Source organism: Streptomyces sp. NPDC026377 (genome assembly GCF_055567715.1).
Window position 1 is genome coordinate 100258 of the sequence record NZ_JBVHPV010000011.1, and the last position, 13429, is coordinate 113686.

A 13429-nucleotide genomic window follows, 5' to 3' on the forward strand; every position below is an offset into this window, starting at 1 on the left:
CCGCACGGCCTACGCGAGCCCAAATCGGACCCCTCCGCTTGGCACTCCGCTTGACCGAGTGCTAACCGCCGTCCTAGTCTCGGCTCTGGCACTCCCCACCGGAGAGTGCCAACACAGCGACGGGCAGGTCCGGCACCCGCGACGACGGATCCACCTGGTCGCCACCTCAGACAGTTAACCCCGTGAGATCTCCGAAGGGGGAGGTCGGATCGTGACGACCGCCAGCTCCAAGGTTGCCATCAAGCCGCTCGAGGACCGCATTGTGGTCCAGCCGCTCGACGCCGAGCAGACCACGGCCTCCGGCCTGGTCATTCCGGACACCGCCAAGGAGAAGCCCCAGGAGGGCGTCGTCCTGGCCGTGGGCCCGGGCCGGATCGAGGACGGCAAGCGCGTCGAACTCGACGTCGCCGTCGGTGACGTCGTGCTCTACAGCAAGTACGGCGGCACCGAGGTGAAGTACAACGGTGACGAGTACCTCGTGCTCTCGGCTCGCGACGTGCTCGCGATCATCGAGAAGTAATTCACCTCGAAGCGAATGCTTCTGAGCTGCGCCCCTGGCCACCCTGCTGACAGCCGGGCGGCGAGGGGCGCAGTTTTCGTATCACCAAGTTTCCGAGAGGGCTGAACCGCTCCCATGGCGAAGATCCTGAAGTTCGACGAGGACGCCCGTCGCGCCCTTGAGCGCGGCGTCAACAAGCTTGCCGACACGGTGAAGGTGACGATCGGCCCCAAGGGCCGCAACGTCGTCATCGACAAGAAGTTCGGCGCCCCCACCATCACCAACGACGGTGTCACCATCGCCCGCGAGGTCGAGCTCGACGACCCGTACGAGAACCTGGGCGCCCAGCTCGTGAAGGAGGTGGCGACCAAGACCAACGACATCGCGGGTGACGGCACCACCACCGCCACCGTGCTGGCCCAGGCGCTGGTCCGCGAGGGTCTGCGCAACGTCGCCGCCGGCGCCTCCCCCGCCGCCCTGAAGAAGGGCATCGACGCGGCCGTCAAGGCGGTCTCGCAGGAGCTGCTCGCCACCGCGCGTCCGATCGACGACAAGTCGGACATCGCCGCCGTGGCCGCGCTCTCCGCGCAGGACCAGCAGGTCGGCGAGCTCATCGCCGAGGCGATGGACAAGGTCGGCAAGGACGGTGTCATCACCGTCGAGGAGTCCAACACCTTCGGCCTGGAGCTGGAGTTCACCGAGGGCATGGCCTTCGACAAGGGCTACCTCTCGCCGTACATGGTCTCCGACCAGGAGCGTATGGAGGCCGTCCTCGACGACCCGTACATCCTGATCAACCAGGGCAAGATCTCCTCGATCCAGGACCTCCTGCCGCTCCTGGAGAAGGTCATCCAGGCCGGCTCCTCCAAGCCGCTCCTGATCATCGCCGAGGACGTCGAGGGCGAGGCCCTCTCCACCCTGGTCGTCAACAAGATCCGCGGCACGTTCAACGCCGTGGCCGTCAAGGCCCCGGGCTTCGGCGACCGCCGCAAGGCGATGCTCCAGGACATGGCCACCCTCACCGGTGCCACCGTCATCGCCGAGGAGGTCGGCCTCAAGCTCGACCAGGCCGGTCTCGACGTGCTGGGCTCCGCCCGCCGTGTGACCGTCACCAAGGACGACACCACGATCGTCGACGGCGGCGGCAACAGCGAGGACGTGGTCGGCCGCGTCGCGCAGATCAAGGCCGAGATCGAGTCCACGGACTCCGACTGGGACCGCGAGAAGCTCCAGGAGCGCCTCGCGAAGCTCGCCGGCGGCGTGTGCGTGATCAAGGTCGGCGCCGCCACCGAGGTGGAGCTGAAGGAGAAGAAGCACCGTCTGGAGGACGCCATCTCCGCGACCCGCGCCGCGGTCGAGGAGGGCATCGTCTCCGGTGGTGGCTCCGCGCTCGTCCACGCCGTCAAGGTCCTGGAGGGCAACCTCGACAAGACCGGCGACGAGGCCACCGGTGTCGCGGTCGTCCGCCGCGCCGCCGTCGAGCCGCTGCGCTGGATCGCCGAGAACGCCGGCCTGGAGGGTTACGTCATCACCTCCAAGGTCGCCGAGCTCGACAAGGGCCAGGGCTTCAACGCCGCCACCGGCGAGTACGGCGACCTGGTCAAGGCCGGCGTCATCGACCCGGTCAAGGTGACGCGCTCCGCCCTGGAGAACGCCGCCTCCATCGCCTCCCTGCTGCTCACGACCGAGACCCTGGTCGTCGAGAAGCCGGCCGACGAGGAGGCCGAGGCCGGTCACGGCCACGGTCACGGCCACAGCCACTGACGTGGCGAGGCGCTGACGTCGTACGAAGGTGAAGGCCCCCGTTCCCGCCACCGGCGGGGCGGGGGCCTTTCCCGTACGTACGGGCGTACATCCGTACGTACGTATGGCCCCTTCCCTCACGCCGAGTGGCGCAGGGTGGCCGCGTGCACCGGGTCCGCGAAGGGCTGGCCCGAAGCGAACCGCTCCACCTCGTCCAGCGCCCGGTCCGCCATCCGGTGCAGCTCGTTGCCGAGCGACCCGGCGATGTGCGGGGTCAGCAGGACGTTGGGCAGGTCGTACAGGGGGCTCTCGCGGGAGGGCAGTTCGGGCTCGGTGACGTCCAGGACGGCGTGCAGGCGCCCGGAGAGCAGCTCGCCGAGCAGGGCGGGCCCGTCCACCAGGGACCCGCGTGCGGTGTTGATCAGGGTCGCCCCGTCCGGCATCGCGGCCAGCTGGCGCGCGCCGATCATCCGTTCGGTGGCCGGGAGCTGCGGCGCGTGGACGGAGACGACACTGCTGCGGGCGCACAGCTCGTCCAGAGCGACGGTCTCCACCCCCAGCCGGGCCGCCTCGGACGCGTCGACGTACGGGTCGTGGAGCAGCACCCGGAAGTCGAAGGGACGCAGCAGCTCGATCACCCGGCGGCCGATCCGGGAGGCGCCGACGAGACCGACCGTGCGGTGGTAGTTGCCGGTGCCGTCCCCCTCGCCCAGCCAGTCGTTCGGGGCGCGCAGCTCCGCGTACCGCTGGGCCGAGGCCAGTACGCGCTTGCCCGCGAAGAGGATCGCGGCCAGCGTGTACTCGGCGACCGGCAGCGCGTTGGCCGCCGCCGCCGAGGTCACCGCGATGCCCCGCTCCCAGCACGCCTCGGTGATGTGGTGCTTCACCGACCCGGCGGCGTGCACGACGGCCCGCAGCCGGGGCGCCGAGGCCAGCACCTCGGCCGTGAGCGGCGGCGCGCCCCAGCAGGTCAGCAGCACCTCGGCCTCGGCCAGCGCCGCCGCCACGGCCGGCGGGGGCGCCAGGAGCTCGTGGGCGACGAGGCGGGGATCGGTCCTGGTGAGCGCGGCGAGGCGGGTGCGGTGCCGGTCGGTGAGGAGCCGCTCGGCGATGCGGGGGCCCATGGCGAGGAGGAGGGCGGGGCGGTTGTCAGTGGCGTGGTGCATGGTGGAACTCGGGCTCCTCACGGGGGCGTTGTCCATGGGTGACCGGCCGTCCATGGGTAACCGGCCGGGGGTCCGTCCGGTCACTTGACGCTGCCCGCCGCCAGACCGGCCTTCCAGTGCCGCTGGAGGGCGACGAAGGCGATGACGAGGGGGAGGACGGCGAGGAGGGAGCCGGTGACGACGAGGGGGTAGAACGAGGGCTCGGCGTGGGTGTTGGAGTTCCACGCGTACAGACCGAGGCTCAGCGGGAAGAGCTTCTGGTCCGAGAGCATCACCAGGGGGAGGAAGAAGTTGTTCCAGATCGCGGTGAACTGGAAGAGGAACACGGTGACGAACCCGGGCATGACCATCCGCAGCCCGATCGACCAGAAGGCGCGCAGCTCGCCCGCCCCGTCGATCCGGGCCGCCTCCAGCGCCTCGTCGGGGATATGACTCGCGCTGAGGACGCGCGAGAGATAGACCCCGAAGGGGTTCACCAGGACGGGGATCAGCACCGACCAGTAGGTGTTGACCAGCCCGGTCCTGCTGGCGAGCAGATACATCGGCAGCGCGAGCGCGGTGGACGGCACGAGCACCCCGAGCAGCACCACCGCGAACAGCTTCTCCTTGCCCCGGAAGTCGTACTTGTCGAAGGCGTACCCGGCGGCCACGCTGATCAGCGCGCAGACCAGCGCGCCTCCGCCCGCGTAGAGCAGGGAGTTGAGGTACCAGCGCAGATAGATGCCGTCGTTGTGGGCGACCAGCTCGGAGAGGTTGTGGCCGAGGTCGAAGCCCTCGAAGGAGAAGGCGTCGCCGGTGAGCAGTCCGCCGGTGTCCTTGGTGGCGGCGGTGACCAGCCAGACGAGGGGGAAGAGCGTGTAGAGGGCGGAGAGGAGCAGCACACCGTTGACGGCGGCCCTGGAGAGCCAGCGGCCGGGGGTGGGTGTGCCTCGCGTCGCCTGCACCGTCTTCCTCCCCTTCTCCTTCACCGTCTTCGTCCGCCCCGGCGGTGTCGCCGTGGGGGCGGTCGCGTCGGTACGGGAGGTGGCGGCGGTACGGGCGGTGGGCTCGGCGCCCGTGGCCGGGGAGGTCATGTGCGCGCCCCCTTCCGGGTGGTGAGGCGGGTGACGGCGAAGGAGAGCAGCGCCGCGGTGAGGGCGAGCAGGACGGCGGCGGCAGCGGCCAGACCGTAGTCGTTGCGGGCGAAGGCCGCGGTGTAGGCGTACAGGGTGGGCGTCCAGGTGGAGGTGACCGCCGAGCCGGAGCCCTGGTTGAGGATGAGCGGCTCGGTGAAGAGCTGGAGGGAGCCGATCACGGTGAAGAGCGCCACCATCCCCAGCGAGGCCCGGACGAGCGGGATCTTGATGCCGAACGCGGTCCGCCAGGCGCCCGCGCCGTCCACCGTGGCCGCCTCCAGGACGGACCGGTCGATGGCCTGGAGGGCGGCGTAGAAGATCACCACGTTGTAGCCGAGCCACTCCCACAGCGCGATGTTGACCACGGAGGGTAGGGCGCCGTCGGGGGAGAAGAAGCTGAAGCCGATGCCCCCGGCGTCCATGGCCCGCACGACCGGGCTGAGGCCGGGCGTGTAGAGGTACACCCAGATCAGCGCGGCGATGATGCCGGGCACGGCGTGCGGCAGGAAGAGCGCCAGCTGGAAGATGCGGCGGGCCCGGGCGAGCCCAGAGTCGAGCAGCAGGGCGAGGGCGAGCGCCCCGCCGACCATCAGGGGGATGTAGAGCGCGCAGTAGCCGAGCAGGATCCAGAAGCCGTCACGGAAGGCCTTGTCGCCCAGGGCCGCGGTGTAGTTGTCGAGTCCGCTGAAGACGGATTCGGAGCCGCCGAACCCCAGCCCCGACTGCTTCTCGGTGAACAGGCTCAGCCAGACGGCGTATCCGACGGGCACCACCGTCACCGCGGTGAACAGCACGAAGAAGGGGGCGAGCAGGACGCCCGCGGCGGCGCCGGTGCGGCGGGTGGTCCGGGCCTTCGCCGCCACGGTCAGCCCTCGACCTTCAGCCCGCGCTTCTTCAGCTCGGCCACGGTGGCGTCATGGGCGGCCCGCACCGCGTCCTCGAGGGTGGCCGAGCCGCTGGTGACCTTGCCGAAGCGGTCCTTGAGCGTGGTGTTGGTGGTGCCGGTGGCCGGCCCCCAGCTCCAGCGCGGGTTGATGGAGGCACCGGCCTCGTCGAAGAGCCGGTAGATGTCCTGGCCGCCGTAGAACCCGGTGTCGAAGGCCTTCCTGGCGGCCGGGCGCAGCGAGACGTCGGCCGGGAACGCGCTCGACGTGCCCGGGGCGATCCGCGCCCTGACGCCATCCTCGGTGGTGGACATCCAGGTGGCGAACTCGACCGCCGCCGCGGCCTTTCCGCTGCCCTTGGTCACCGCCCAGGTGGAGCCGCCGAGCATGCCGCTGGCGGGCTTGCCGTCCCAGGTGGGCACGGGCGCGACGCCCCACTTGCCGCTCTGGTCGGGCAGGGTCGACCTCAGGACGCCCGCGCCCCAGGAGGCGCCGAGGTAGCCGACGGTCGAGCCGTTCTTGAGGGCGGCCGTCCACTCGGGACTGAAGGAGACGGCCGTCTGGACGAGCTTGTCGTCGATCAGCCCCTGCCAGTAGTCGGCGACCCTCCCGGTGGCGGCGTCCGAGGTGTTCAGCTTCCAGGTGTCGCCCTCGGCCTTGAACCACTGGGCGCCCGCCTGCCAGGCCAGCGCCTCGAAGGTGGTCGGGTCGTCCGGCATGAAGGTCGCGATCCGCGCTTTCGGGTCGGCCTTCTTCACCTTCTCGGCCGCGGTACGGAACTCCGCCCAGGTCTTCGGCACCTCGATCTTGTTCGCGGCGAAGAAGTCCTTGCGGTAGAAGTACGTCTGGGGGGCGGCGTCGAACGGGACGGCCCAGCTCTTGCCACCCAGTGTGGTCAGCTCCACCGCCTGCGGCAGGAACTTCTTCCTGACGTCGTCCGTGAGGTAGGGGCCGATGTCCTGGAGCGCGCCCTGGCTGACGAACTCGGGCAGCGTCGGATACTCGACGGCGACCAGGTCCGGGCCGTTCCCCGCCTTCACGGCGTTGGAGATCTTGGCGTAGCCGCCGGCGTTGCCGGAGGGGATCTCCTCGAACCTGACCCGGATGTTCGGGTGTGAGGAGTTGAAGGCGTCCACGACGTCCTTCGACCCCTTCTGCCAGGCCCAGAAGGTGAGGGTGACGGGTTTGTCGGCGGTGCCCTTGCCACCCGCGCCCTTGCCACCCGCGCCCGAGGAGCCCTCGTCACCGCCCCCGCAGGCCGTGAGCAGGGCGAGGGCGGTGAAGACGGCGACGGCGGAGACGGTGGTGACGGTTGCGGTCGATCTGGTCCAACTGCGGCTCACGGAACGGCTCCTGAACGTGAGGGGACGAGGCGATGGCCGCGATCCTTGAGCCGGTCCTGACCGAAGTCAAGAGCGAAAGTTCGAATGATCGAAAAATGATCGAACGGGGCTCGGAGGGGGGTGGAGGTCTAGACCACTAGGCCGTTCCGGGGCCCGGGAAGGGGAGCCGAGGAGGCCGGGTCGGCGGATGTACCCGGCCGGGGCGCCCCGCACGAGGACCGCACCCGCAGCCGGGGCAGCAGATCCACATGGCGGCGCGGCTGCGACTGCCCGCCCGGCCCGGCCGGGGCCCCGCGCAGCCGCTCGACCAGGAGCTGCGCCGCGTACCGCCCCACCTCGTGCTTGGGCGGCGCCACCGCCGTCAGCGGGGTGTCCGCGAGCGCCGCCACCTCGTCGTCGTAGGCCACGAGCGCCAGGTCCTGCGGCACCGAGATCCCCAGTTCGCCCAGGCGCTGGGCTATCCGGATCGCGTCCACGTCGTTGTGGACCAGGGCCGCCGTCGCCTCCCCGGCGCGCACCGCCGCGACCAGCGCCCCGACCGCCGCCTCGAACCCCGCCGGATCCGCCTCCGCCGGGACCGAGTCGATCACCGGGTGCGGCGCCGCGAGCCGCAGCGCGTCCAGCGCCTGGCGGTATCCGGCGCGCACCGCAAGGGCCGTCGGGCTGTCGGCCCGCGCCACCAGGAGCGGCGCCCGGTGCCCGAGCCCGGTCAGGTGGCGTACGGCGAGGAGCACCCCGTGCCCGTGGTCCGAGCAGACCCGGTCCAGGTCGTCCAGGGCGCCGCCGGGCACCCCGCGCCGCTCCAGGAGCACGGTGGGGACGGGGAGTCCGGTGATCCACCGCCCGTGCTCGGCCGGGTCGTGCGGCTCCTTCCAGCCGGGCGCCACCAGCAGCCCCTCGGCCCCGGCCGCCAGCAGCCCGGCCGCCCGGGCCGCGTCCTCCTGCGGGCGGTAATCCGAGATCCGCAGGATCAGCCGCGCTCCGGCGGCGGCCGCCGCCTCGTGCGCGCCCCGGATGACCTCGGCGAAGTAGTAGGTGGCGTTGGGCGCGATCATGCCGAGCACCAGCTCGCGTCCGCCCGGACCACCCGGCGCGGGCGCCCCGGGCACGCCCTCCTGGTGCGGCCAGGAGACCTTGCCGTGCACCCGGTCGAGCAGGCCCCGCACGGCCAGCGCCTCCACGTCCCGCCGCACGGTCACGGGGGAGACGCCCAACTGGCCCGCGAGGTCCGAGACCCGGGCCGAGCCGCGTCGGCGCACCAGCTCCAGCAGTCGGTCGTGACGTTCGGCAGCACTCTCTCGCACGACGGCAGTCCCCCTCGCAGTGTGGCCCGTGTCCGGCGTGCGCCGGGCACGCGTACGGCTCGCGCGTACCGACGCGTTGCCGCGACGGCCCGCGGTGTTCCCGATGTGCCCGGTGTTTCCGGTGTTCCCGATGTTCGCGGTGTGGTGACCGTGACCGGTCTCCCGGGCCCATGACCCTAATGCACCGTGATCGAACGCCAGGAGTTTCGATCAATCGGTCCGATTCCATTGACGCTCGATCAGCCGACGTCCTACATTCCCGACGCCCGATCCCGCCCGGGCGACGGGGGAGCGCCATGCCGACACCGCCACCGACACCACCGCAGCCACCATCCCCACCGCGGTCACCACTGTCGTCACAGCCGCCCGCACCACCACCTCCCGAGAACCATGAGCTGAGCCCCTACACCGGCTGGACCCGCGCCCACTGGGAGCGCGTGGCCGACCGGCTCCTGCTCGCCGTACGCCCCTACGCCTCGCCGCGCCACGGTCTGATCAACCTGCCCGGCGACCGGCCGAGCCGGTCCGGGCCCCGCTCCGACGGCCTCGAAGGGTACGCCCGCACCTGGCTCCTCGCCGCGCTGCGGATCGCGGGCGCGCACGGCGACGACCCGCACGGCCACCTCGACCGTTATGCCGAAGGGCTGGCGGCCGGGACGGAACGACCGCTGCCCACGGGGGAGTTGGGCGGCGACCCCGACTCCTGGCCCCGCATGGCCGAGGTGCGCCAGGCCGTCGTCGAGTCCGCCTCCGTCGCGCTCGGGCTGCGCCTCACCCGCCCCTGGCTGTGGGACAGGCTGGACGACCGCGTGCGCCGCCGTGTCGTCGACTGGCTGCTGCCCGCCCTGGGGCCTTCACCCGTCGACAACAACTGGTGGTTCTTCGGTCTCACCGTCGCCGGATTCCTCCAGGACATCGGCATCGAGACGGACCGCGCCTCGGCCACCGTCGAACGCGCGCTGGAACACGTCGATCAGTGGTATCTCGGCGACGGCTGGTACAGCGACGGCCCCAACCGCTCCTTCGACCACTACAACGGCTGGGCGCTCCACTTCTATCCCGTCCTGCACGCTCATTTGGGTGACGACCGGGAACTCCTCGACCGGTACGGGCCGCGGCTCCACGCCCACCTCGACGCCTACACGCGGATGTTCGGCGCCGACGGCGCACCCCTGCCGTACGGCCGCTCCCTCACCTATCGCTACGCCGCCGCCGCGGCCCCCTGGCTCGGCGCGCTGACGGGCCACACCCCGCTCACCCCGGGCGCCACGCGCCGGCTGGCCTCCGGCGCGCTGCGGTACTTCACGGACCGTGAGCCCGGCCGGGGCGCCACCGACGAGCGGGGTCTGCTCACCCTGGGCTGGCACGGCCCGTACCCGCCGATCGTCCAGAGCTACTCGGGCCCCGCCTCGCCGTACTGGGCGGCGAAAGGGTTCCTCGGTCTGCTCATGCCACCGGAGCACCCGGTGTGGACGGCCGTGGAGGAGCCGCTGCCGGTGGAGAGGGCGGACGCGGCGACGCTGCTGCGCCCGCCCAACACCCTGATCCAGTCCACCGCTTCGGACGGCCTCGTACGCCTGCACAACCACGGCAGCAACAACCACGTCGGGAGCGAGGAGGACCCCTGCTACGCCCGGTTCGCGTACTCGACCCGTACCGGACCGGCCTCGGGCGAGGTGCGCGACAACCACTTCGGGCTGGTCCTGGACGACGGTACGGTCACGGCCCGGGGACCCGCCGGGCCCGTGGGCCACGGTCCGGGGTGGGCCGCCTCGGCGTCACGGCCGCTGCCCGGCGTACGGATCGTCTCGGCCACCCTCGTCCACGGCCGCGCCGAGGTCCGCGCCCATCTGGTCGAGGGCGCCCCGCCCGGCACCCGGGTGCGCCAGACGGGGTGGGCCGTCACCCGGCCGGAGGAGACCGCTCAGCTGGACGCCGTCGCGGGGTACGAGCCCCACGCGCGCGTGGTGGGGGACGCCGGGTCCACGCTGTTCGGCCCGTCCTGCCGTGTCGCGGTCCTCGAAGGGGCCACCGGGAAGGACCCGTCCGTCTTCGTCGCCCTCGCCTCCCTCACCGCGCAGCAGCACCCGGGGCCGCTGTCCGCCCTGGTCACGCGGGTCCGCGTCGAGGGCCGCACGGTCCGGGTGAGCTGGCGGGACGGGACCACCGCCGCTCTCGTCCTCGACGGCGATCCCGCCTCCGGCCCAGCGGCGACGGACGGCACGGGCCTCACTGCGGGCCGTACTTGCGGCCCGTCCGCGAGGTGACCCCGCCCAGCAGGCCGCGCGGGGCCAGCTTCACCACACCCATCAGCGCCTTGTAGCGCGGGTCGGGGATCGACAGCGTCTTCCCGCGCGCGAGGTCGGAGAGCGCCGTCGCCACCAGCTTGTCGGCATCCAGCCACATCCAGCCGGGGATGTTGTCCGTGCCCATCCCGGCCCGCTGGTGGAACTCCGTCCGTACGAAGCCGGGGCACAGCGCCATCAGCCGCACGCCCGACCCGGCCAGGTCGCGCGCCGCGCCCTGGGTGAACTGCACGACCCACGCCTTGGACGCGCCATAGGTGCCGCGCGGCACGAACGCGGCGACCGAGGCGACGTTGACGACCCCGCCGCGCCCGCGCTCGCGCATGCCCTCGGTCGCGGCCGACGTCAGCCGCAGCACCGCCTCGATGTGCACCTTCAGCATCTTGAGCTCATCGCCCATGGACACGTCCAGGTAACGGCCCTTGTTGCCGAACCCGGCGTTGTTCACCAGCAGGTCGACCGGCTTGCGGCGCTCGGCGAGCCGGGCCTCGACGGACGCGATGCCGTCCTCCGTGGACAGGTCGGCGGCCAGCACCTCGACCTCCACGCCGTGCCGGTCGTGCAGCTCGGTGGCCTGCTCGCGCAGCCGCTTGTCGTCGCGGGCCACCACGACCAGGTCGTGCCCGTCCCTGGCCAGCCGCCGCGCGAACGCGGCCCCGATCCCCGCCGTGGCTCCCGTAATCAGTGCAGTCGTCATAGGCGCACGGTAACGCCCCGCACGTGTCGGCCGTGTGACGGCCCGTGCGCTCAGGAGACCGGCCGGACGGCCTGCCGCTCCAGGTACTTGCGTACGGTCTCGTGGGCCTCCTCGGGCATCGCCCCGCCTGCCGCCAGCGTGCGCGGCAGCAGCTCCCGCTCGGTGGTGAACGCCCGGAACCAGAACGCCACCGACACCTCGTGTCCGGGCCGGTGGACGACCTCGATCGCGTCGCCCGCGCGTATCTCGCCCTCCTCGACCACCCGCAGATACGCGCCGGGGACGCCCGCCCGCGTGAACCGCCTGACCCAGCCCTGCTCACCCAGGGTGCCCGCGAACGTACGGCAGGGGATGCGCGCGCCGGCGACCTCCAGGACCACGTCCGGCCCTATCCGCCAGCGCTCGCCGATCCGGGCACCGCTGACGTCCAGGCCGCTGGTGGTGAGGTTCTCGCCGAAGGTCCCGCCGGGCAGCTCGCGGCCCAGCTCCTTCTCCCAGGCGTCGAGATCCTCGCGCGCGTAGGCGTAGACCGCCTGGTGCTCACCCCCGTGGTGGCGCTTGTCGCACACGTCGTCGCCCACGACCCCGCTGGCGCCCACGCCCTTCGGTCCCGGCCGGAAGATCCCCACGGCGCCCTCCACCGGACGCTTGCCGATGCCCGTGAGGCCGCCCTCGGCATCGGTGTACTCCACGACCGTGGCACGGCCCGCGTTGACAGACAGAAGCTTCATGGCGCGCACGCTAACCCGAGCTGTCTCAAAGCAGCCACTCGATATCCAGCACGCTCCCCAAGCACCCCTTATGCTCAAGGAGTGATCGAGGCCCGCCATCTCCGCGTCCTGCGCGCCGTCGCCGCCACCGGCTCCTTCTCGGCCGCCGCGCGCGAGCTCGGCTGCACCCAGCCCGCCGTCAGTCAGCAGATGAAGGCCCTCGAGGCGTCCGCCGGTACCCCGCTGCTGATCCGCACCGGCCGGGAGACCCGGCTGACCCAGGCCGGCGCGGTCCTGGTGCGCCACGCCGCCGGCATCCTCGCGGGCCTGACCGCCGCCGAGGAAGAGGTCGCGGCCATCGCGGGGCTGCGCGCGGGCCGGGTCCGGCTCGTCTCCTTCCCCAGCGGTTCCTCCACCCTGGTGCCCAGCGCCCTGGCCGCACTGCGCGCCGCCCACCCCGGCACCCGTGTCTCCCTGGTCGAGGCCGAGCCGCCGCGCTCGGTGGAGATGCTGCGCGAGGGGGACTGCGATGTCGCCCTGGCCTTCCGGTACGGGGCGGCCATCGCGGAGGAGTGGGACGACCTGGTCGTACGGCCGCTGTTGATCGACCGCCTGGTCGGACTGGTCCCCGAAGGCCACCGCCTGGCGGGCAGCGGCACGGTCGACATCCGCGACCTCGCCGACGAGCCGTGGATCGCGGGCTGCCCGCGCTGCCGGCGTCAGCTGGTCGAGGTCTGCGAGGAGTCCGGCTTCACCCCCCGCATCGACTTCGCCACGGACGACTACCCGGCGGTGATCGGCCTGGTCGGGGCGGGTCTCGGGGTCGCGGTCCTGCCGGAGCTGGCCATTGCCTCGGTACGCCCCAAGGGCGCCCGTACGGTCACGGTGGAGCCCGCCGTCGAGCGCGAGATCGTCGCGCTCACCCTGCCCGACCTCGCCCGGGTCCCGGCCGTCGCCGCCACCCTGGACCAGCTGGCCGGAGCCGCCGCCCGCGCGTGAGTTTCCCGGCGCCCGAGGCACGGCAGCACAGCAGGAACGTTTCTGCGCAATCCGTTGGCGGCCCGGCGCTAGCCGTGTCCCCGGTCGCCCGCCGCTCCCGCGCCCGCCGCCGTCACCAGCCGGTTGCGCGCCCTGCCCATCAGCTCCTCGCGCTCGTCCTCGGTGAGTCCGCCCCACACCCCGTAGGGCTCGCGGACCGCCAGCGCGTGCGCCGCGCACTGGGCGCGTACCGGGCAGCGCATGCACACCTCTTTCGCCGAGTTCTCGCGCGCGCTCCGGGCCGCGCCGCGTTCGCCCTCCGGGTGGAAGAAGAGGGAGCTGTCGACCCCGCGGCATGCGGCGAGGAGCTGCCAGTCCCACAGATCGGCGTTCGGTCCGGGAAGGCGGGAGAAATCTGCCATTGCTCATGTCCCCTTGAAGCCGTGCCTGAGGTGGATGGGCCGGGTACCCCGCATCACTGGGGTGTACCGACGAACGTACATCTACGGTGTTAGTAGATGTAAATATGACTCATTGCGAATCTAGCCACAGACACCAGAAAAAGGGAAGAAAAGCCGCTAAATGGGGCATACCTCCAAGCGAACGGCGGGTGACCCGCGATGCGCGCCCGGCGCACACGGTTCCTCACGTAGAGTGCCGAAGGCGCCCGTCCGACCCGTAACT

Annotated in this window: 12 protein-coding genes; 4 read left to right on the plus strand and 8 right to left on the minus strand. The window is 71.9% G+C overall.

What is annotated here, in order from left to right; all coding sequences use genetic code 11:
* The first annotated feature begins 211 nt into the window (after positions 1-211).
* Together groES and groL are read left to right on the plus strand one after the other, a co-directional pair.
* Positions 212-520 carry a co-chaperone GroES gene (gene groES, locus ACZ4MU_RS22930; RefSeq protein ID WP_358833549.1) on the plus strand — a complete coding sequence of 103 codons (309 nt, stop codon included), beginning with the start codon at positions 212-214 and terminating at the stop codon, positions 518-520.
* A 114-nt stretch (positions 521-634) separates the two neighbouring features.
* On the plus strand, positions 635-2263 hold the full coding sequence (gene groL / locus ACZ4MU_RS22935; RefSeq protein ID WP_358833550.1) for a chaperonin GroEL: 1629 nt from the start codon (positions 635-637) through the stop codon (positions 2261-2263).
* Positions 2264-2379: 116 nt separating this feature from the next.
* On the opposite strand, the gene ACZ4MU_RS22940 is transcribed toward groL, so the two are convergent.
* The 5 genes from ACZ4MU_RS22940 to ACZ4MU_RS22960 all read right to left on the minus strand — a co-directional run bounded on the left by ACZ4MU_RS22940 (position 2380) and on the right by ACZ4MU_RS22960 (position 8054).
* Positions 2380-3408: a hydroxyacid dehydrogenase gene (locus ACZ4MU_RS22940; RefSeq protein WP_467879521.1), complete on the minus strand. Its 1029-nt coding sequence runs from the start codon at positions 3406-3408 to the stop codon at positions 2380-2382.
* An 80-nt stretch (positions 3409-3488) separates the two neighbouring features.
* On the minus strand, positions 3489-4481 hold the full coding sequence (locus ACZ4MU_RS22945) for a carbohydrate ABC transporter permease (protein WP_467879524.1): 993 nt from the start codon (positions 4479-4481) through the stop codon (positions 3489-3491).
* Positions 4478-5386: a carbohydrate ABC transporter permease gene (locus ACZ4MU_RS22950; protein WP_467879526.1), complete on the minus strand. Its 909-nt coding sequence runs from the start codon at positions 5384-5386 to the stop codon at positions 4478-4480. The genes ACZ4MU_RS22945 and ACZ4MU_RS22950 overlap by 4 nt, the downstream gene beginning before the upstream one ends.
* 2 nt (positions 5387-5388) lie before the next feature.
* The gene (locus ACZ4MU_RS22955) at positions 5389-6750 is read right to left on the minus strand and encodes an ABC transporter substrate-binding protein (RefSeq protein WP_467879528.1); all 1362 of its coding nucleotides are present in this window, start codon (positions 6748-6750) and stop codon (positions 5389-5391) included.
* Positions 6751-6878: 128 nt separating this feature from the next.
* On the minus strand, positions 6879-8054 hold the full coding sequence (locus tag ACZ4MU_RS22960) for a substrate-binding domain-containing protein (protein ID WP_467879531.1): 1176 nt from the start codon (positions 8052-8054) through the stop codon (positions 6879-6881).
* Between the two features lie 296 nt (positions 8055-8350).
* On the opposite strand from ACZ4MU_RS22960, the gene ACZ4MU_RS22965 reads away from it, so the two are divergent.
* A complete protein-coding gene (locus ACZ4MU_RS22965; protein WP_467879533.1) occupies positions 8351-10321 on the plus strand; it encodes a DUF2264 domain-containing protein in 1971 nt (656 codons plus the stop codon).
* On the opposite strand, the gene ACZ4MU_RS22970 is transcribed toward ACZ4MU_RS22965, so the two are convergent.
* Positions 10284-11057 (minus strand): SDR family NAD(P)-dependent oxidoreductase, encoded by a 774-nt coding sequence (locus ACZ4MU_RS22970; RefSeq protein ID WP_365105630.1) that lies wholly within the window; start codon positions 11055-11057, stop codon positions 10284-10286. The two genes, ACZ4MU_RS22965 and ACZ4MU_RS22970, sit on opposite strands and share 38 nt — an antisense overlap.
* Before the next feature lie 50 nt (positions 11058-11107).
* A complete protein-coding gene (locus ACZ4MU_RS22975; protein WP_467879537.1) occupies positions 11108-11788 on the minus strand; it encodes an MOSC domain-containing protein in 681 nt (226 codons plus the stop codon).
* Between the two features lie 81 nt (positions 11789-11869).
* On the opposite strand from ACZ4MU_RS22975, the gene ACZ4MU_RS22980 reads away from it, so the two are divergent.
* A complete protein-coding gene (locus ACZ4MU_RS22980; protein ID WP_467879540.1) occupies positions 11870-12766 on the plus strand; it encodes a LysR family transcriptional regulator in 897 nt (298 codons plus the stop codon).
* Positions 12767-12834: 68 nt separating this feature from the next.
* Here ACZ4MU_RS22980 and ACZ4MU_RS22985 read toward each other — a convergent pair whose 3' ends face one another.
* Positions 12835-13167 (minus strand): WhiB family transcriptional regulator, encoded by a 333-nt coding sequence (locus ACZ4MU_RS22985; protein ID WP_358833558.1) that lies wholly within the window; start codon positions 13165-13167, stop codon positions 12835-12837.
* Positions 13168-13429 lie beyond the last annotated feature (262 nt).

What these genes read in the sequence shown, in the direction of transcription:
- groL (WP_358833550.1), top strand. Translation starts at nt 635, where the DNA reads ATGGCGAAGATCCTGAAGTTCGACGAGGACGCCCGTCGCGCCCTTGAG.
- ACZ4MU_RS22940 (WP_467879521.1), bottom strand. Translation starts at nt 3,408, where the DNA reads ATGCACCACGCCACTGACAACCGCCCCGCCCTCCTCCTCGCCATGGGC.
- ACZ4MU_RS22945 (WP_467879524.1), bottom strand. Translation starts at nt 4,481, where the DNA reads ATGACCTCCCCGGCCACGGGCGCCGAGCCCACCGCCCGTACCGCCGCC.
- ACZ4MU_RS22965 (WP_467879533.1), top strand. Translation starts at nt 8,351, where the DNA reads ATGCCGACACCGCCACCGACACCACCGCAGCCACCATCCCCACCGCGG.
- ACZ4MU_RS22970 (WP_365105630.1), bottom strand. Translation starts at nt 11,057, where the DNA reads ATGACGACTGCACTGATTACGGGAGCCACGGCGGGGATCGGGGCCGCG.
- ACZ4MU_RS22975 (WP_467879537.1), bottom strand. Translation starts at nt 11,788, where the DNA reads ATGAAGCTTCTGTCTGTCAACGCGGGCCGTGCCACGGTCGTGGAGTAC.
- ACZ4MU_RS22985 (WP_358833558.1), bottom strand. Translation starts at nt 13,167, where the DNA reads ATGGCAGATTTCTCCCGCCTTCCCGGACCGAACGCCGATCTGTGGGAC.